This window comes from Pseudomonas sp. R3-18-08 (assembly GCF_003852065.1).
Taxonomy (GTDB): Bacteria; Pseudomonadota; Gammaproteobacteria; order Pseudomonadales; family Pseudomonadaceae; genus Aquipseudomonas.
Genome location: NZ_CP027729.1, coordinates 4,965,426 through 4,984,637, shown reverse-complemented (window position 1 = coordinate 4,984,637; position 19,212 = coordinate 4,965,426). Strand labels below are relative to the sequence as shown.

Below are 19,212 nucleotides of genomic sequence, written 5' to 3'. Positions count from 1 at the left end.
CTCGAATGGCCAAGGCCAAGCGCATGTACGGCTGCACGGAGTGCGGCGCGACCTTTCCCAAATGGGCGGGCCAGTGCGGCGAGTGCGGTGCGTGGAACACCCTGACTGAAACCATGATTGAAAGCGGCGGCGCTGCGGCCCCTGCCGGGCGCACCGGCTGGACCGGGCAACAAGCGCAGATCAAGACCTTGGCCGAAGTCAGCGTCGAAGAGGTGCCGCGCTTCTCCACGGCCTCCGGTGAGCTGGACCGGGTATTGGGCGGTGGCCTGGTGGACGGCTCCGTCGTGTTGATCGGCGGCGACCCCGGCATCGGTAAGTCCACAATCCTGCTGCAAACCCTGTGCAGCATCGCCAGCCGCATGCCGGCGCTGTACGTCACCGGCGAGGAATCCCAGCAACAAGTGGCGATGCGTGCTCGTCGCCTGGGCTTGCCCCAGGACCAACTGCGGGTCATGACCGAAACCTGCATCGAAACCATCATCGCCACGGCGCGGATCGAGAAGCCAAAGGTCATGGTGATCGACTCGATCCAGACGATTTTCACCGAGCAACTGCAATCTGCCCCTGGCGGCGTCTCCCAGGTGCGTGAAAGTGCGGCGCTGTTGGTGCGCTACGCCAAGCAGAGCGGTACGGCGATCTTCCTGGTTGGCCACGTGACCAAGGAAGGCGCGCTGGCCGGGCCGCGCGTGCTGGAACACATGGTGGATACCGTGCTGTATTTCGAAGGGGAATCCGATGGCCGCCTTAGATTGCTGCGGGCGGTGAAAAACCGCTTTGGCGCGGTGAACGAGTTGGGTGTGTTCGCCATGACTGACCGGGGGCTGAAAGAAGTCTCCAATCCGTCGGCGATTTTTCTTACCCGCGCCCAGGAAGAAGTCCCAGGCAGCGTGGTGATGGCGACTTGGGAAGGCACCCGGCCGATGCTGGTGGAGGTCCAGGCGCTGGTGGATGACAGCCATCTGGCCAACCCGCGCCGGGTCACCCTTGGGCTGGATCAAAACCGCCTGGCGATGCTGCTGGCAGTGTTGCACCGCCATGGGGGTATTCCGACTCATGACCAGGACGTGTTCCTTAACGTGGTCGGCGGGGTCAAGGTGTTGGAGACCGCGTCTGACCTGGCGCTGATGGCGGCAGTGATGTCCAGCCTGCGTAACCGGCCATTGCCCCACGACCTGCTGGTGTTCGGTGAAGTGGGCCTGTCGGGCGAAGTGCGCCCGGTGCCCAGCGGCCAGGAGCGCTTGAAGGAAGCGGCCAAGCACGGCTTCAAACGCGCGATCGTGCCCAAGGGCAATGCGCCAAAGGAAATGCCGCCGGGGTTGCAGGTGATTGGGGTCACACGCCTGGAACAAGCGCTGGATGCCTTGTTCGAATAGCGCCAACACCACAAAACCAATGTGGGAGGGGGCTTGCCCCCGATAGCGGTGTGTCAGGCACTTATAGGCCACTGATACACCGCCATCGGGAGCAAGCCCCCTCCCACATTTCGATCTGGGTTGGCTTCTAGCTTTCCAGCAATGCCGAATAGCCAAATTGTAGCCCTACGCCATCATTCGGCAGTTATTTCTGCTTTTTTTGCGCCGGCAAGGCTCTAGACCAACGTAGGGGGGTGGCCTTTAAGGCCAACAGCGCTAAACTCGGGCTGGCTGTCCTTTCTGTCCACCCTGGCTGGAATATAAAAATGAAAAATAATAATAGCCTGCTACGCCATCTACCCTGGCTGGTGCTGGCAATCGTAGGAGCGTGCGCCCTTGGCGTAGTGGCCTTGCGCCGCGGCGAGGCGATCAACGCCTTGTGGATTGTGGTCGCTGCAGTGGCCATCTACTTGGTTGCGTACCGTTACTACAGTCTGTTCATCGCCAATAACGTGATGCAACTGGACCCACGGCGGGCCACCCCCGCAGTGATCAACAACGATGGTCTGGACTATGTGCCGACCAACAAACACATCCTTTTCGGTCACCACTTTGCGGCGATTGCCGGCGCAGGCCCTCTGGTCGGTCCGGTATTGGCGGCGCAAATGGGTTACCTGCCCGGCACCCTGTGGCTGATCGCCGGCGTGGTGCTGGCCGGTGCGGTGCAGGATTTCATGATCCTGTTCCTGTCCACCCGGCGTAACGGCCGTTCCCTGGGCGACATGGTCCGCGAAGAAATGGGCCGCGTGCCGGGGACCATTGCGCTGTTTGGCTGCTTCCTGATCATGATCATCATCCTCGCGGTGCTGGCGCTGATTGTGGTCAAGGCCCTGGCCGAGAGCCCGTGGGGCATCTTCACGGTGATGGCGACCATCCCGATCGCGATGTTCATGGGCATCTACATGCGCTACATCCGCCCGGGGCGTATCGGTGAAATCTCGATCATCGGCGTGCTGTTGCTGCTCGGTTCGATCTGGCTGGGCGGGCAGATTGCCGCTGACCCGGTCTGGGCCAAGGCCTTCACCTTTACCGGGATCCAGATCACCTGGATGCTGATCGGCTATGGTTTCGTCGCGGCAGTGTTGCCGGTGTGGCTGATCCTGGCACCGCGTGACTACCTGTCGACCTTCCTGAAGATCGGCACCATCATCGCCCTGGCGATTGGCATCCTGGTCACCATGCCTGACCTGAAAATGCCGGCGCTCACCCAGTTCATCGACGGCACGGGGCCGGTGTGGAAGGGCGGCCTGTTCCCGTTCCTGTTCATCACCATCGCCTGTGGCGCGGTCTCCGGCTTCCATGCGCTGATCTCCTCGGGCACCACGCCCAAGCTGCTGGCCAATGAAGGTCACGCCCGTTACATCGGTTACGGCGGCATGCTGATGGAGTCATTCGTGGCCATCATGGCGATGGTTGCCGCGTCGGTGATTGAGCCTGGCGTGTACTTCGCCATGAACAGCCCGGCGGCGATCGTCGGCAGCGACGTTGTTACCGTGGCGCAGACCGTCAGCAGCTGGGGCTTTGCAATCACCCCCGAGGCGCTGTCGGCCGTGGCCCACGACATCGGTGAAACCACCATTCTGGCGCGTGCCGGCGGTGCACCGACGCTGGCGGTCGGTATCGCGCAGATCCTGCACAGTGTGCTGCCGGGTGAAAACACCATGGCGTTCTGGTACCACTTTGCGATCCTGTTCGAAGCGCTGTTCATCCTGACGGCGGTTGACGCCGGTACCCGTGCCGGTCGCTTCATGCTGCAGGACCTGCTCGGCTCCTTCGTGCCGTCGCTCAAACGCACCGAATCCTGGACCGCCAACCTGATCGCCACCGCCGGTTGTGTGGCGATGTGGGGTTACCTGCTGTATCAGGGTGTGATCGACCCACTGGGTGGCATCAACACCTTGTGGCCGCTGTTCGGTATCTCCAACCAGATGCTGGCGGGTATCGCGTTGATGCTGGCCACGGTTGTGCTGATCAAAATGAAGCGCCAGCGCTACATTTGGGTGACCTTGCTGCCGGCGGTCTGGCTGCTGATCTGCACCACCACGGCGGGCTTCATCAAGCTGTTCGACGCCAACCCGGCGATCGGCTTCCTGTCGCTGGCCAAGAAATACAGCGATGCCTTGGCCAACGGCCAGATCCTGGCCCCGGCCAAGAGCATCGATCAGATGCAGCATGTGATCTATAACGCCTATACCAACGCAACGCTGACGGCGCTGTTCCTGTTCGTGGTGTTCAGCATCCTGTTCTATGCGCTCAAGGTCGGCATTGCCGCCTGGGGTAACAAAGAGCGTACGGATAAAGAAGCCCCGTTCCAGGCTGTACCGGACGCATAATCGAGGATTGCACCCATGTTCAATGACATCAGTCGCCTCGGTAAATACCTCGGTCAGGCCGCGCGCCTGATGGTCGGCATGCCGGACTACGACACGTACGTCGAGCATATGCAAACCAAACACCCGGACAAGCCGATGATGGACTACAAGGCGTTCTTCCGGGAACGCCAGGAAGCCCGTTACGGCGGCAAGGGTGGGCCCAAGTGCTGCTGACCCGTTAGTTCGGGCTGGCAGTGATCCCATGTGGGAGGGGGCTTGCCCCCGATAGCGGTGTATCAGCGACACATCAGTGCCTGACACACCGCCATCGGGGGCAAGCCCCCTCCCACATTTGTTTTGTGTTCCTTCAGATATAAGGAGAACTGTCTGTGTCCTCTCCCATTCCCGTCACCGTGCTCAGCGGCTTCCTCGGCGCTGGCAAGACCACCTTGCTACGCCACCTGCTCAAGGCCGAACATGGCTTGAAGATCGCCGTGATCGAAAACGAATTCAGTGACGCCGGCATCGATACCCAACTGCTGGGCGCCGAGCCGGTGCAAGTCATGACCCTGTCCAACGGCTGCGTGTGCTGCACCATCCACACCGACCTGACCAAAGCCCTCTACCTGCTGCTTGAGCGCCTGGACAGCGGCGAGATCGCTTTCGACCGCCTGGTGATCGAATGCACCGGCCTGGCGGACCCTGCGCCGGTGGCGCAGACGTTTTTCATTGACGAGGAACTGCGCGACCGCTACATCCTCGACGGCATCATTACGCTGGTGGACGCCGCCCACGCCGAGCAACATCTGGCCCAAACCATCGCCCAGGCACAGATCGGCTTTGCCGACCGCCTGCTGGTGAGCAAGCGCGACCTGGTGGACGATGCCACCTTCGACGCCCTCAGCGAACGCCTGACCCGCATCAACCGCCGCGCACCGATCCGGGTGGTGGACCATGGCGCCATCGACCTGGCTGAACTGCTCGATGTGCGAGGCTTCAACCTCAACGCCGGCATGAGCCTGCGTCCGGTCAGCGCGGCGCCGTCCATCGACCGCATATCCAGCCTGGTGCTGCGCACCGACCAGCCGCTGGATATCGATCGCCTCAGTGAGTTCATGAACGAGTTGCTGGAAGACCACGGCAAACAATTGCTGCGTTACAAAGGGGTGCTGAACATTGCCGGGGAAGAGCGGCGCATGGTGTTTCAGGGCGTGCTGAAGCTCTATGGCTTCGACTGGGACACCGAATGGGCCGAAGGCGAGGCACGGGAGAGTGTGATTGTGTTTATTGCCGACGAGTTGCCGGAGGACAAGATTCGCGAAGGCTTCGAGCGCGTCTACCAATCCTGACTTGGAATGCTTGCCAATGTGGGAGGCGGCTCGCCCCGGTACAGGGTCAGGCGCTTATATGCCTCTGATACGCTGCTGTTGGGGCAAGCCGACTCCATAAGTATGGCGTTTGGCGATTACGGCACAGGCCTGAACGCTTCCAATAAAAGGTGGAAAGCACTTCGAAGGGCGTGACGGCGCCCCACTTGCTCAACAGCCATTAGGGTTGATCGCAGGCAGACATTTTTTAAAAACCAAGTGTGCAAAGATGGGCTCGATATAACCAAATGCGAATGGTTTATTCTTTCGTTTGTAACAAGTCATGCATTTATGCATAGATTCCATTGACTTAGAGTGCTGTGCGTTTATACAGTTGTTGCGCGTAGGGCTTACGGCATTCGCCCTATGAGCAACGGGAATTGATCCGAAAAAAACCAAGATACTCTAAGGAATGGAGAACATTTTATGCCAAAAATTGGAGATACAATCTATCTTCCCCCTATCGAAATTAATGCGGTCAATGATTTCAAACCCCCGGAATTTGGCGCTGATGGAAGTATTGGTAACAGTCGCCTAGGGGCTTTAATTAGCGCGGCAACTCGTACGCATATCCTCAACACTTTTCCGGCCAGAATTCAACAAGATGTTAAGAGTCAAGAGAACATGTTACTGGCTAAGATTAAAGCAATGCCGGAAACTCTCGATGCAAGCGTTTCGTCTATGTTGACGCAGAACCTTGGTGGCCCAGATGCAGATAATGCCGCTCAGATCGAAAGCTATATTGCCATGAGCAATATTCTTGTTGCACAGAAAGCGCAAGCTTACAATCAGCAAAAAACTATCGCCGACAAATATTATTATGGGCGAGACTTTTTCAGCTATCACCCCAATCAGCTCATTACAAATGCTATCAGCAATGGCATGGTTAATATGAGCCCTGATGTGCATTATAAAAAATGGTTTGACTCTCTTGAGGGGGCCTATTCGGCAAAATACATCAATAGTGAAATAGACTATTTAAACAAGCAAAACGTTTGGCTAAAAAGTGAAGTCGATGCCTACAAAGACGCGACTGCTTTCGTATCCTCTGTCAACGCAGATATTCTTAAAAAGTATGGAGCGCACGTGGACCAAGTTTCTCGAGATATCCAATCAGGTATCTCTGGGAAAAGGGTGCGTAGCTATGCGCAGGCATTGGCGACTTTCGAGAAGGTAAATGCTAGTCCTGGGTTGAAACTGAATACCCAAGACAGGCAAGCAGTGGTCAATGCTCTGAATGCGTTGGACAAGGCGACTCTTGCCGATAATATTAAGCGCTTGGGGAGGGCGTTTGGTGTCACTGGTACGATTGTACAAGTCGATACTGTTCGAGAGAAAGCGATTTCAGGCTATCAAACGGGGGACTGGAAACCACTTATGTTGGAGCTTGAAGCAATGGCTGTTGGCAAGCTAGCAGCAGTAGCGGCCGGTGCGGTACTCGCTTCAATTTTAGCGCTGGTGAGTGCGCCCGCGACGTTCGCAGTACCGGCGGTGGCTGTGCTGATAGCCATTGTCTCAGCTCTTGTTGACGCAGAGGCCGCAGACAAGTTAAATAATTTGTTTGCTGGTTGATATTTATAGCTTTTGATTTAAGGGTGTGTATGACGCCCTTAAATTAACTGGAGAATCAAATGAGTCGACAAGGCTTAAAATTTAGAAAAATGGTAGTGCCGTATTTTTTTATGATTGCTACTTGGATTCCGCTATTTTTAATTGCTTTCGCGGTGCCCGACCACGTAGATAAATTTTTATTGTCGGAAGTTGAGAGATTTATAGATGCTTATCTTTTTTCTGATGCGGGATCATGGTCTCCTCATTTTCCTGTTGTTTCAAAGTTAACTATTAACTACATATGTCTGTTCGCTCCGTTTTTTTCAATTATTTTTTGTTATTTGACTTTAAGAAAATCGGTTATGGAAAAGAGATCGTTTGACGATTTGTCCCAGTTGAAAGCTTTTTTTTATTTTCTTGGGGCCACCCTTGTGATCGCTATCTTTCTATACGTTACCTACTTCGATTCTACCAATCTCGCAAATGCTCGAAAGCTCGCAATTTTAGCACAATACAAAATACTGTATGCGTTCTACGCGGTTGCACAGATGTTCCTCTACTACGTTATTGTTCTGGTAGGTTACTTGATTTACCGGTATGTACCCCGCGCTATAATAAAGAGTGAATGACGCAGCCGTAAACTTGGCAGCCAAGGACGCGCATGGAACGCCGTGAGCGAGTTGATAGGGGCATGAAAAAGCTGATCAGGTCGCTGAAACGGCCGAGTCGGAATGACCTGAGCCTGTAGCCCACCCATACATTGAATGCATTTCAAATTGAAATTGGTATAAAAAAGCCCGGCTCAGGAGCCGGGCTTTTCATTCAAACCACTGCTATCAAGCGCCGTACACCGGCAGCTTCTTGCAGATAGCCTTGACCTTCTCACGTACCGCGTCGATCACGGCTTCGTTGTTCAGGTCCGCCAGGATGTCGCAGATCCAGCCGGCCAGTTCCTTGCACTCTGCTTCCTTGAAGCCGCGAGTGGTCACAGCCGGGGTGCCGAAGCGCAGGCCGGAGGTGACGAATGGCGAGCGTGGGTCGTTCGGCACGGAGTTCTTGTTCACGGTGATGAAGGCTTTGCCCAGGGCAGCGTCAGCATCTTTACCGGAAATGTCCTGCTTGATCAGCGATAGCAGGAACAGGTGGTTTTCAGTCCCGCCGGACACCACGTCATAACCGCGTTCGATGAACACGCCGGCCATGGCCTTGGCGTTCTTGACCACTTGTTCCTGGTAGGTCTTGAACTCAGGCTGCAGCGCTTCCTTGAAGCAGATCGCCTTGGCGGCGATCACGTGCTCCAGCGGGCCGCCCTGGGCGCCCGGGAATACCGCAGAGTTCAGCTTCTTCTCGATCTCGGCGTTGGCGCGCGCCAGGATCAGGCCGCCACGTGGACCGCGCAGGGTCTTGTGGGTCGTAGTGGTGACCACGTCAGCGTAAGGCACCGGGTTCGGGTAAACACCAGCCGCGACCAGGCCGGCGACGTGGGCCATGTCGACGAACAGGTAGGCGCCGACCTTGTCCGCGATTTCACGGAAGCGTGGGAAATCCAGGATCTGCGAGTAGGCAGAGAAACCGGCCACGATCATTTTTGGCTTGTGCTCGACCGCCAGGCGCTCGACTTCGTCGTAGTCGATCAGGCCGTTGGCATTGATGCCGTATTGAACGGCGTTGTACAGCTTGCCCGAGGAAGAAACGCTGGCGCCGTGGGTCAGGTGACCGCCGTGGGCCAGGCTCATGCCCAGGATGGTGTCGCCACCTTGCAGCAGGGCCAGGTACACCGCGCTGTTGGCTTGGGAACCGGCGTGCGGCTGGACGTTGGCGTAATCGGCGCCGAACAGCTCTTTTGCACGGTCAATGGCCAGTTGCTCAACCACGTCGACGTACTCGCAACCACCGTAGTAGCGCTTGCCTGGGTAGCCTTCGGCGTACTTGTTGGTCAGAACCGAACCTTGAGCCTCCATCACCGCAGGGCTGGTGTAGTTTTCCGAAGCGATCAGCTCAATGTGCTCTTCCTGGCGCACGGCTTCTTGCTCCATGGCGGCGAAGAGATCGGCGTCGTACTTGGCAATAGTCAAATCACGGCTGAACATGGCGGTCCTCAAGGATCGGGGCAGAAAAGGAGGGCATTCTAACCCAATGGGTTTTAGATGGCATATGAAAGGACATCATGTCGCGGACAAGCGGGGCTCATCTGGGATTAGGTGTTGACTGTGCCGGCTTCATCGGGGGCAAGCCCCCTCCCACATTTGAGGGTATTCACAAGTCAAAAGGTGGGAGGGGGCTTGCCCCCGATGAGGCCATCAGCCCCACACAAAATCTCAGTCGAACATGAACAACGCATCATTGCTGAACTGCGCCTCGAACCGGTTCGCCGGCATCGGCCGGCCGAACAGGTAACCCTGCACCTCATCGCAGCCATGCTCGCGCAGGAAGTCCAGCTGCTCATGGGTCTCCACACCCTCGGCGATGACCGCCAGGTTCAGGCTGTGGGCCATGGCGATGATGGCGCGGGCGATCTGCGCATCCTGCTCGCCGGAGGGCAGGCCATCGACGAACGTGCGGTCGATCTTCAGCACGTCGATAGGGAATTGCTTGAGGTAGTTGAGCGACGAATAACCGGTGCCGAAGTCATCGACTGCAATGCTCAGCCCCAGGTTTTTCAAGCTGGCGAGGATCTGCAGGGCTTCGTTGACTTCGCGCATCAGGATACTTTCGGTCAGCTCCAGCTCCAGGCACGCCGGCGGCAGGCCGGTGTCCTTGAGGATGGTGGCGATGCGCGTGCCCAGTTGCCCGTCGGAGAACTGCCGCGCCGAGATGTTGACCGAGACTTTCGGCACCCGCACTTTGTTCTGGTGCCAGGTCTTGAGCTGACGACAGGCTTCGCTGATCACCCAGTCGCCCACGTCCACCACCAGCCCCAGTTCCTCCAGCACCGGAATGAAATCCCCCGGCGGCACCAGGCCCCGGCGCGGGTGGCGCCAGCGCAGCAGGGCTTCGGCGCCGGTCAGGCGTTTGCCGTCGCCGCTGAACTGCGGTTGGTAATAGAGCACGAATTCGTTCTGTTCCAGGGCGTGACGCAGGTCGCTTTCCAGCTCCAGGCGTTCCAGGGCGCTGGCGTTCATGTCGGCCTGGTAGAACTGGAAGTTGTTCTTGCCGCGCTCCTTGGCGTGATACATCGCCGTATCGGCGTTTTTCATCAACTGGCTCAGCTCGTTGCCGTCCTGGGGGCTGAGGGCGATGCCGATGCTGGCGGTCACAAAGAACTCGCGGCCCTCCAGCACGAACGGCTTCACCAGGCTGGCCAGAATCTGCTCGGCCACCGTGATCGCGCGGTTCAGCGCCAGTTCACGGCTGACGCGCGGTTGCAACAGCAAGGTGAACTCGTCGCCTCCCATGCGCGCCACGGTGTCGTCTTCGGCCACGCAACCGAGCAGGCGCGTGGCCATTTCCTTGAGCATACGATCGCCGGCGGCGTGGCCCAGGGAGTCGTTGATCGGCTTGAAGCGGTCGAGGTCAAGGAACATCAACACCACCCACGACTTTTGCCGCTCCGCCGACTGCAACGCGGTGTGCAGGCGGTCCTGGAACAAGGTGCGGTTGGGCAGGTGGGTCAGGGCGTCGTAATAGGCCAGGCGGTGGATGCGCTGTTCACTGGCCTTGCGCTCGCTGATATCACTGAAGAAACACACGTAGCTGGCCAGGTCGCCTTCATCGTCGAACACCGCCGTGATGCCGACCCAGGCCGGGTAGTGCTCGCCATTGCGGCGCTTGAGCCACACTTCGCCTTCCCAGGTGCTGTGCTGGTGCAGTTGCTTGAGCACGTAACGCAGGTGGGCTTCTTGCTGTTCGTCGACGGTGAGCATGTTCGGCAGTTGGTCGAGTACATCGCTCACGGCGTAACCGCTGACCCGGCTGAAGGCCTCGTTGGCCTGCACGATGTAGCCGGCCGGGTCGGTGATCAGGATGGCCGAGGTGGAGTGTTCGAACACCGTGGCCGCCATGCGCAGGTCTTTTTCGGCGCGGCGCTGCTGGCTGATATCGCGGCCCACGCCGAGGATGCCTTCAAACGCGCCATGTTCGTCCCACACCAGCACTACGCGCAGCTCGATGGGCACTTTGCGCCCATCGGCGCGCAGGCAGTCGAACAGGAACAGTTGGGTCTGCACCTCGTCGCGCAGGCTGTTCAGCGCTTCGGGGTTGCCCACCGCGCGGCTGACCTGTTCCATCAGCCCATAAATACCGCTGAGCTGTTGCGGGTTGGCGATGATCGACTGCCAGCCATTCTTGAACACCCAGTCCACGTCATACCCCAGTACGGCATTGACCGAGGGGCTGACGTAGTTGAGGGCCAGTTGGCTGTCGGTGGAACAGATCACGTCACTGATGCTTTCGGCCAGCATGCGGTAGCGCTGTTCGCTGTCGCGCAGGGATTCGCTGGCTTCGATCTGGTCGGTGATGTCCTTGGCCACGCCGATGATCCGTGTGACCACCGCCGACGTGTCCCTGGCCAGGGCCTGTTCGCGGATGTCGAAGCGTCGCCACTGGTTATTACGGTGACGAAAGCGCAGCTGGCAGTGCAGTTGGGTGGTGTAAGCCACCTGGCGTTGCTGTTGACGCAAGTCGTGGTAATGCTCGGCGTCTTCGGGATGCAGCAGGATTTCCCAGAAGTACTCGCCCATTTTCTGCAGTTCGGCCTTGTCGTAGCCGAGGGTATGGCCCAGGTGATGGTTGCTGAAAATCATGCGCTGGCTGATCACGTCCTGCACATACAGGTGGTCGGGCACGGTGCGTACCACATCCGACCAGAAACTCTCGCGCTCGACCAGCGACAGCTCGATCAGCTTGCGACTGGTGATATCGCTGATGCTGAGGATCACCGCCTTGACGTCATCCTGCTGTTCCGGCAAACGCATCACGAGCCACAGGTACTGGTCATTGCCCGCCACATCGTTGAGCTGGATTTCCAGCTCCAGCTGTTTTTGCCGGGTCAGTACGGCTTCCAGCACTTGGTGGCCGATAGACGTGGCATTGCTCGGGCAATCGTCAATCAGGCGCTCCCAGGCTTGCTCGCAGGAGGCCACGTTCAACAGGCGCACCGCCATCTGGTTGACCTCGGTCACGCGCAGCTCTTTGAGCAGTTTGCGCCGCTCAGCGGGGTTGGCCCGCAGCCAGGCGTGCAATTGCTCGCGGCCCTGCACCTGGGTCTTGTCGCAGAACGCCTTCAACCCCGAAAGGTCGAGTACGCACAGGGCCACGCCGGTGCCTTCGAAAATATCCTGATAACGCCGCCGGCCTTCGTGCACCTGGCGCTGACGGCGGCGCATGTTCAGCAACACGATTACCGGGACCAGCGAAAAAGCCAGCCCCAGCAGGCATTTGCCGATAAACGCCGGCAGCAGTTGTTCGAGCACCGCGCTGCGGTCGAACAGCCCGCGCAGTTGCCAGTCGCTCTTGCTCAACGGCGTGACCAGCACGCTTTTATTCAATTCGTCCGGGGTCAACGCACCGGCCCACGGTGCCGGCATGCCGTTGTCACGGCTGACCACGCGCTGGTTCAGGCGGTTCTCGATCGCCCACATCGGGCGCTGGCCCTGGGCATCCTGGCGAGTCAGGTTGGCCAGGTAGGTGGGTGCCAGGCGCAGCGCCCAGTACATCTTCGAGCCGCCGCTGGGCTGGTGCAGCAACAGATAAATCACGTTGCCGTCGTTGTCGTTGCTCAGGTAATAGGATTGGGCGTGGCTGCGCTTGACCAGTTCCTGGAGCAGAGCGCTGTCCTGGCTGTCGTTGGCGGTGTCGCTGATCAGGGCACCGCTGGGGGCGAGCAGGGCGACGCTGCGCAGTTCGGGCAATGAGCGCTGCAATGTGAGGATCAGGGCCTGGTGTTGTTCGGCGTTGCGCGGCGGCTCGACGATCGGCAGCAGATTCAGGGCAATCTGTGCGCTCAGGGCCATGTTCTGGCTGATCTGCTCGGCCAAGTCGGCGCTGTAGTCGATGGTGTATTGCTGCTGGTTTTTCTGGTTTTGCTGCAATTGATCGAGCAGTTGCCAGAACAATAACGCGAGCAACATCAGCACAAGCGTCGCCAATGCGCCCTTGAGGGTGCCGTGCAGGGGCGCTCCCGGCGCTATATGAGCGGCGCGCAAGGGAGTAGGCGACGTGACTTTGGACAAGCTGTAATCCTGCGGTTTGGCTGGACTGGCGCGCGACGTGCACTATAAGCCGGACGCCCGGAGGGCGGCTAGCATGCCTTGAGTTGTGGCAAAGTGCCAGTCCCGCCTGGCTGGACTGCCTCAGCGCATTCAGGTAGCTTTGCCGGTTACGCGGGGGCGTTCCAGCCCCAGACATTCAGGCTTTTTCCGCTCGCCGGCATTGATGATAGTCAACGGCCCGCGCAGCGCATGGCCTGGCACGGGCTTCGCCCGCTTAATTCATCAGTCACTGACGCTAGGTTCACCATGGCTCAATACGTCTTCACCATGCATCGGCTGGGAAAAGTTGTTCCGCCGAAGCGGGAAATCCTGAAAAACATTTCACTGTCCTTTTTTCCGGGCGCCAAGATCGGCGTGCTCGGCCTTAACGGTTCGGGTAAGTCCACGCTGCTGAAAATCATGGCCGGCGTCGACACCGAGTTCGAAGGCGAAGCCCGCCCGATGCCCGAACTGAACATCGGTTACCTGCCCCAGGAGCCGATCCTGGACCCGACCAAGACCGTACGTGAAGTGGTCGAGGAAGCGGTCGCTGTGATCAAGAACGCCCAGGCCCGCCTGGACGAAGTCTACGCCGCTTACGCCGAGGAAGATGCCGACTTCGACAAGCTGGCCGCTGAACAGGCCAAGCTTGAGGCGATCCTGCAGGCCAGCGACGGTCACAACCTGGAGCGCCAGCTGGAAGTCGCCGCCGACGCGCTGCGCCTGCCGGCGTGGGACGCCAAGGTCGAATTCCTGTCCGGCGGTGAAAAACGCCGTGTGGCCCTGTGCCGCCTGCTGCTGTCGGCCCCCGACATGTTGCTGCTCGACGAACCGACCAACCACTTGGACGCCGATTCTGTCGCCTGGCTGGAACATTTCCTTCACGACTTCCCAGGCACCGTGGTTGCGATCACGCACGACCGCTACTTCCTGGACAACGTCGCCGGCTGGATCCTCGAGCTCGACCGTGGCGCCGGTATCCCTTACGAGGGTAACTACTCCGGTTGGCTGGAAGCCAAGTCCGACCGTCTGGCCGCCGAATCCAAGCAGCAGTCGGCCCATGAAAAAGCCATGAAGGAAGAACTGGAGTGGGTGCGCAAAGGCGCCAAGGCCCGCCAGTCCAAATCCAAGGCCCGTCTGCAGCGCTTTGAAGAAATGCAGTCGCAGGAATTCCAGAAGCGCAGCGAAACCAACGAGATCTACATCCCGGCCGGCCCGCGCCTGGGTGACAAGGTCATCGAATTCAAGAACGTGAGCAAAGGCTACGGCGACCGTGTGTTGATCGACAACCTGTCGTTCTCCATGCCAAAAGGCGCGATCGTCGGCGTTATCGGCGGTAACGGTGCGGGTAAATCCACGCTGTTCCGCATGCTGATGGGCAAGGAAACCCCGGACTCCGGCAGCATCGAGATCGGCGAAACCGTGCAACTGGCCTGTGTGGACCAGAGCCGCGACGACCTCGACGGCAGCAAGACGGTGTTCCAGCAGATTTCCGACGGTTCCGACCAGATCCGTATCGGCAACTACGAAATCCCGTCGCGCACCTATGTCGGGCGCTTCAACTTCAAGGGCGGCGACCAGCAGAAGTTCGTCAAGGACCTGTCCGGTGGTGAGCGTGGCCGCTTGCACCTGGCCCTGACCTTGAAAGAAGGTGGCAACGTGTTACTGCTCGACGAACCGTCCAACGACCTCGACGTTGAAACCCTGCGCTCCCTGGAAGAAGCCCTGCTGGACTTCCCGGGCGCCGCCATTGTGATCTCTCACGATCGGTGGTTCCTTGACCGTGTCGCGACCCACATCCTGGCTTACGAGGATGATTCGCAAGCGGTGTTCTTCGAAGGCAACTACACCGAGTATGAAGCCGATCGCAAGAAGCGTTTGGGCGACGCGGCGGCCCAGCCGCACCGCGTACGCCACAAGAAACTGGCCTGATTCGGCAACAGGCGCCGCCTCGGCAGCGCCTGTACGGAGCAGCCTGTAGAAAAATACCCCTCGCGCAGGGGTATTTTTTTGCCCGGATTATGCCAGCGGCGCCAGCGCCGGCCGGCCTTGCAGCAATTCACCGACCACCCCCATGAACGCCTCGACCAACAGCGAGCGTGACTGTGAGCGCGTGAGGATCAGCAGGTGGACCCAGGCTTCGGGGTCTGCCAACGGTCGGTAGACCACGCCTTGCCTGGCCAGGGTGCGGGTGCACTGGGGCACCAGCGAGACACCCTGGCCTGCCGCCACCAGGGCGATGATCGAGGTGATCTGGCGCCCCGCAGGGCCCGGGCGCAGCGCCAGGCCGTGGCGTTGATACAGGTGCTCGATGGAGCCGTTGAGGCCTGAACCGTAATCGCTGGGGAACAGAATCAACGGGAACTCGCTGAGCTGGGCGAGGGTGACTTCGTCCTGGCCAGCCAATGGGTTGTCGCTGCAAAGCGCCGCCACCAGGGGTTCTTGCCCCAACGACAACACCTCGACGTCGGTTTGCCCGGGCTCCGGCAGCAGGCGGCTCATGCCGATGTCGATGCGGCCGTCCAGCACATGCGCGTGCAGGCTGCCGGAAGCGCTTTCCACCAGGGTCAGTTGCACCTCGGGAAAACGCTGGGCGAAGGCTTGCAGGGTTTGGCTGAACAGCTCCGACAGCGCGATCGAGCTGGCATACCCCACGACCAGTTGGCCGGTCGAGCCGGCGGCCAGCTTGGCGGCAATGTCCTGCGCAAGCCGGGCGTGCTCCAGCGCCGCGCGGGCATAGGGTAGAAAGTGCCGGCCTTGGGCGGTCAGCGTGACGGTGCGGCTGGTGCGGTCAAACAGGCGAAAGCCGAGCTCGGTTTCCAGGGCCGAGATCTGCCGGGTCAGGGGCGGCTGGGCAAGGTGCAGGCGCTGGGCAGCGCGACCGAAGTGCAGCTCTTCGGCGACCGTCAGGAAGTAACGTAACTTGCGTAGATCAAGCATTCTGTTTCCTGGGTATTGATCGGTCCGAATTCGGTATTGGTATTCGCCACGCTGCGCATTCTATAAAGATCCTCGACAATAAGACGAGAGGTCCCATGAACCCGCGCCTGCATCACGCCCGTTTTGCCGTGTTTCTGTGTGGCTGTGCGGCGTTTCTCAATCTCTACGCGACCCAGAGCATCCTGCCTGTGTTTGCCGAAAGCTTCCAGGTGAGCGCCCGGCAGGCCGGGTGGAGCATTACGGTGACCACCCTGGCAGTGGCTTTGGCTGCGCCTTTTGTCGGGCGCCTGACCGGGCGTTTCGAGCAACGCAACGTGATTGTCGTGGCCGCGTTGCTGTTGGCGCTGCCGGCGCTGCTGACGGCCTATGTGGACAGTTTTGCCGAACTGCTGGTGTGGCGGTTTATCGAGGGTATGTTGATCCCGGTGGTATTCGCCACCAGCGTGGCCTATATCGGCGACCGCTGGCGCGCAGCGACCGTCACCGAGATCACCAGCCTCTACGTCGCAGGTACGGTACTCGGCGGGTTTGCCGGGCGCTTTGTCTCGGGGGTCATGACCCAGTATGTCGGTTGGCGGGAAGCCTTCGAGCTGCTGGCGGCGATCAGCCTGGCGGTCGGCCTGCTGATCCTGTTGCTGCTGCCGGCCAATCCAGTGGCGCGTACCGGCGTCGGGGGCGTGGGCGCGCGCGGGGTACGCTGGCTGCTGCGCAAACCCTTGCTGGCGGCCTATGGCGTCGGTTTCTGTGTGCTGTTCTCACAAGTCGCTACCTTTACCTATGCCGGGCTGTATCTCAGCCAGGCACCGTTCAACCTGGGCGCAGCAGCCTTGGGGACACTGTATGCCGTGTTCCTGCTGGCGCTGGTGGTCATTCCCATTGCGGGTCGCTTGAGCAAATCGCGACCGCAATCGCAGCTACTGAGCGGCGCCGTGGCGCTCGGCCTCTGCGGTTCGGCCCTGACCTTGTTGCCGTCCCTGTGGCTGATCGTGCTGGGCCTGGCACTGAGCTCGACCGGCGTATTCCTGGCCCAGGCCTGTGCCAATGCGTACATCGCCACCACGGCCGGGCAGGACAAGTCCGGCGCCGTGGGCCTGTACCTGACCGGCTATTACCTGGGCGGCAGCGCCGGTGCAGTGGCCCCGGCGCTGCTCTGGGAGCAGTGGGGCTGGCCGGGCTGCGTGGCATTGATCGCAGGCTTTCAACTGTTGTCGCTGGCAATCGCCCTGCTGGGCTGGAAACCGGTAGACACCCAGGCGCTGATCGCCGGCCAACGCGGCAAACCGGCCTGATGTTTCATCCAATAATGGACTATGAGAGGTGAATATGACTGACACCGTGATCAAGCGCAGCCAGTTGCTGAAGATCGTCGAACCGGTATTGAATGACATGCCGGCCAGTACCTTGCGGCATGCCCTGTTCGAAGCCTTTTGGGCTCAGGAAGAGGCGCTGATGGATATCGAAGAGGCTTTTGCGCGACTCACCTCGCGTCGGCATTCGCCGGCGGTGCTGCGCAAGTTCTTCGCCAGCTGGTCCAAGACCAATAATTCGGCGGCCAGTGTGTCCGGCCTGGCCAACCGGATTACCTTGCTGGCGCGTTCCGACGCCGGCTCCACCGCCGCGGCGCAGCTGTACCGTGCCTGCGGCAGCCTGCAGCGCATTACCGATGAAGACTTGGGCGCGTTGGGCAACACCGTGCACGCGGACCTTTTCTACACCATGGCGACCGCGCTGTGCGGCGATGACCAGTGGATGTTGAAGGACAATTGCCTGCCCTCGGCGCAGGCGTTCAAGGATTGGACCGACAGCCGTCGCCTGCGTGATCGCGACCTGCTGCAGGGGTTGCTGACCACGCTGATCCACGAGGTGTACACCCACGGCGAAGTGGAGTTCATCCATCCGTTGTACTCGCAGTGGTTCGTGCGGGATATGGGCGTGCCGCCGGAGAGATCGCGTGCGACGGTGGCCTGGGTCACCGTGCACACCGGCGGCACCGAGAGCGACCATTTCGCCCATGCGGTGGCGGCGGTGAACGAGTTCACCGCCGCCCTGCAGATTGAAGCGGACCCCGCCACGGCGCGCGGTATTTTTGCCGAATACCTGCAGCGTAAAGCCAGCGTGATGAACGATTGCGCGCAATTGCTGGGTTGACCCGGCGTTTTGCCTGAGAGCCACTGACCCGGATGAACACCCTGAAGCAAACCGCAGCCCCGTCGTTGTCACCGCCTGACCAGGCAACTGTGCGCCGCCGCTCCCTGGTTGCCGGTTGTGGCGCGCATGCCGTGCACGACGGCCTGACCGATGTGATTTATGTGCTGTTGCCGATCTGGCAGGCGCAGTTCGGCCTCAGCTACGCCCAGGTCGGCCTGTTGCGCGGCGCCTATGCGGGCATGATGGCCGGCTTCCAGTTACTGGCCAGTCGCGCTGCGGCACGCTGGGGGCGCCAGCGCTTGCTGGTGGGCGGCACTGCGCTGGCGGGCTTGGCCTATCTGCTGGCGGGCCAGGCCGGTGGGCTGGCGGTGCTGCTGGTGGCGCTGCTGCTGGGCGGGCTGGGCGCAAGTACGCAGCACCCGCTGGCCTCGTCGTTGATCACCGATGCCTACGAGGCGGGCGGGGAGGCGGGCGGGGGCGTCAAGCAAGCGCTGTCGCAGTACAACTTCAGTGGAGATATCGGCAAAACCCTGATCCCCGGGTTGATCGGCCTGTTGCTGGCAGTCATCAGTTGGCGCGCCAGTGTCACCCTGCTGGGTGTACTCGGGCTGCTGGCGGCAGGCTTGTTGTGGTGGCTGATTCCGGCGCGCACCGAGGGTTTGGCGGCGCCGCCCAAAGCCACCCGTGCGGGCGGCGGCACCGGCTCCGTGAGCGGCCTGCGTGCGCTGATCCTGACCGGCACGCTGGACAGCGCGGTGCGCATGGGATTTCTCACGTTCCTGCCGTTTTTGCTCAAGGCCAAGGGGGCCGGGCCTGCGGGGATGGGTCTGGCGCTGACGATGCTGTTCGTGGGAGGCGCCTTCGGCAAACTGTTGTGCGGTTACCTGGGGGCGCGCATCGGCATGATGAAGACGGTGTGGGTCACGGAGTTCACCACGGCGCTGCTGATTGTCATGGCGGTATACCTGCCCTACGCCGGTTTGATGGTGATGTTGCCGCTGCTGGGGCTGGTGCTCAATGGCACGTCGTCGGTGCTCTACGGCGCGGTGCCGGACCTGGCGGGGCCGGGCAGGCGCGACCAGGCTTTTGCAGTGTTCTACACCGGCACCATCGGCGGCGGCGCCTTGGCGCCGGTGCTGTTCGGCAGCCTGGGGGATGCCACCGGCGTGCCCCTGGCCGTTTTGCTGCTGGCCGCCACCTTGTTGCTCACCCTGCCGCTGTCCTGGCGGGTTCAACGAGGGCTGGAGGCTCAGGCCCGGTAGGGCGAACGAATTTTTCAGCGTGTTCTGGCAGG

At 60.3% G+C, this 19,212-nt stretch carries 13 protein-coding genes; 10 read left to right on the top strand and 3 right to left on the bottom strand.

The genetic code is table 11. The annotated features are described in order from the left end of the window. Positions 1–5: 5 nt before the first annotated feature. The 6 genes from radA (at position 6) to C4J92_RS22835 (ending at position 7,271) form a co-directional block, all read left to right on the top strand. On the top strand, positions 6–1,373 hold the full coding sequence (radA, locus tag C4J92_RS22860) for a DNA repair protein RadA (protein WP_124368425.1): 1,368 nt from the start codon (positions 6–8) through the stop codon (positions 1,371–1,373). A gap of 305 nt (positions 1,374–1,678) precedes the next feature. Then, the gene (locus tag C4J92_RS22855) at positions 1,679–3,745 is read left to right on the top strand and encodes a carbon starvation CstA family protein (RefSeq protein WP_124364489.1); all 2,067 of its coding nucleotides are present in this window, start codon (positions 1,679–1,681) and stop codon (positions 3,743–3,745) included. A gap of 15 nt (positions 3,746–3,760) precedes the next feature. Continuing rightward, positions 3,761–3,958, top strand: coding sequence for a YbdD/YjiX family protein (locus C4J92_RS22850; protein WP_003176208.1), 198 nt, complete (start codon positions 3,761–3,763; stop codon positions 3,956–3,958). Between the two features lie 155 nt (positions 3,959–4,113). After that, a complete protein-coding gene (gene yjiA / locus C4J92_RS22845) occupies positions 4,114–5,073 on the top strand; it encodes a GTPase (protein WP_124405340.1) in 960 nt (319 codons plus the stop codon). Positions 5,074–5,517: 444 nt separating this feature from the next. Beyond that, positions 5,518–6,663: a colicin-like pore-forming protein gene (locus C4J92_RS22840; RefSeq protein ID WP_124405339.1), complete on the top strand. Its 1,146-nt coding sequence runs from the start codon at positions 5,518–5,520 to the stop codon at positions 6,661–6,663. A gap of 59 nt (positions 6,664–6,722) precedes the next feature. Further along, entirely contained in the window at positions 6,723–7,271 is a 549-nt protein-coding gene (locus tag C4J92_RS22835) for a hypothetical protein (protein WP_124405338.1), read from the top strand. 207 nt (positions 7,272–7,478) lie between these two features. Here the strand turns inward: C4J92_RS22835 and glyA are convergent, their stop codons facing one another. Both glyA and C4J92_RS22825 read right to left on the bottom strand, forming a co-directional pair. After that, entirely contained in the window at positions 7,479–8,732 is a 1,254-nt protein-coding gene (gene glyA / locus C4J92_RS22830; protein ID WP_124405337.1) for a serine hydroxymethyltransferase, read from the bottom strand. A 228-nt stretch (positions 8,733–8,960) separates the two neighbouring features. Beyond that, on the bottom strand, positions 8,961–12,812 hold the full coding sequence (locus C4J92_RS22825; RefSeq protein ID WP_124405336.1) for a bifunctional diguanylate cyclase/phosphodiesterase: 3,852 nt from the start codon (positions 12,810–12,812) through the stop codon (positions 8,961–8,963). 285 nt (positions 12,813–13,097) lie between these two features. Here C4J92_RS22825 and ettA point away from each other — a divergent pair, with 285 nt between their 5' ends. Beyond that, positions 13,098–14,762: an energy-dependent translational throttle protein EttA gene (gene ettA / locus C4J92_RS22820; protein ID WP_124368420.1), complete on the top strand. Its 1,665-nt coding sequence runs from the start codon at positions 13,098–13,100 to the stop codon at positions 14,760–14,762. A gap of 87 nt (positions 14,763–14,849) precedes the next feature. Here ettA and C4J92_RS22815 read toward each other — a convergent pair whose 3' ends face one another. After that, on the bottom strand, positions 14,850–15,770 hold the full coding sequence (locus C4J92_RS22815) for a LysR family transcriptional regulator (RefSeq protein ID WP_124405335.1): 921 nt from the start codon (positions 15,768–15,770) through the stop codon (positions 14,850–14,852). A 95-nt stretch (positions 15,771–15,865) separates the two neighbouring features. On the opposite strand from C4J92_RS22815, the gene C4J92_RS22810 reads away from it, so the two are divergent. Genes C4J92_RS22810 through C4J92_RS22800 form a run of 3 tightly spaced genes read left to right on the top strand, consistent with a single transcriptional unit; the run spans position 15,866 to position 19,180 of the window. Beyond that, on the top strand, positions 15,866–17,059 hold the full coding sequence (locus tag C4J92_RS22810) for an MFS transporter (RefSeq protein WP_124405334.1): 1,194 nt from the start codon (positions 15,866–15,868) through the stop codon (positions 17,057–17,059). Positions 17,060–17,093: 34 nt separating this feature from the next. Beyond that, positions 17,094–17,918 carry a hypothetical protein gene (locus C4J92_RS22805; RefSeq protein WP_124368417.1) on the top strand — a complete coding sequence of 275 codons (825 nt, stop codon included), beginning with the start codon at positions 17,094–17,096 and terminating at the stop codon, positions 17,916–17,918. A gap of 32 nt (positions 17,919–17,950) precedes the next feature. Continuing rightward, the gene (locus C4J92_RS22800; protein ID WP_124405333.1) at positions 17,951–19,180 is read left to right on the top strand and encodes an MFS transporter; all 1,230 of its coding nucleotides are present in this window, start codon (positions 17,951–17,953) and stop codon (positions 19,178–19,180) included. Positions 19,181–19,212: the final 32 nt, after the last annotated feature.

Bases quoted from the DNA above. Each gene is read 5' to 3' on its own strand.
- ettA (WP_124368420.1), top strand. From the start codon at position 13,098: ATGGCTCAATACGTCTTCACCATGCATCGGCTGGGAAAAGTTGTTCCG.
- C4J92_RS22805 (WP_124368417.1), top strand. From the start codon at position 17,094: ATGACTGACACCGTGATCAAGCGCAGCCAGTTGCTGAAGATCGTCGAA.
- C4J92_RS22800 (WP_124405333.1), top strand. From the start codon at position 17,951: ATGAACACCCTGAAGCAAACCGCAGCCCCGTCGTTGTCACCGCCTGAC.
- glyA (WP_124405337.1), bottom strand. From the start codon at position 8,732: ATGTTCAGCCGTGATTTGACTATTGCCAAGTACGACGCCGATCTCTTC.
- C4J92_RS22855 (WP_124364489.1), top strand. From the start codon at position 1,679: ATGAAAAATAATAATAGCCTGCTACGCCATCTACCCTGGCTGGTGCTG.
- C4J92_RS22835 (WP_124405338.1), top strand. From the start codon at position 6,723: ATGAGTCGACAAGGCTTAAAATTTAGAAAAATGGTAGTGCCGTATTTT.
- C4J92_RS22850 (WP_003176208.1), top strand. From the start codon at position 3,761: ATGTTCAATGACATCAGTCGCCTCGGTAAATACCTCGGTCAGGCCGCG.
- C4J92_RS22815 (WP_124405335.1), bottom strand. From the start codon at position 15,770: ATGCTTGATCTACGCAAGTTACGTTACTTCCTGACGGTCGCCGAAGAG.
- C4J92_RS22810 (WP_124405334.1), top strand. From the start codon at position 15,866: ATGAACCCGCGCCTGCATCACGCCCGTTTTGCCGTGTTTCTGTGTGGC.
- C4J92_RS22840 (WP_124405339.1), top strand. From the start codon at position 5,518: ATGCCAAAAATTGGAGATACAATCTATCTTCCCCCTATCGAAATTAAT.
- radA (WP_124368425.1), top strand. From the start codon at position 6: ATGGCCAAGGCCAAGCGCATGTACGGCTGCACGGAGTGCGGCGCGACC.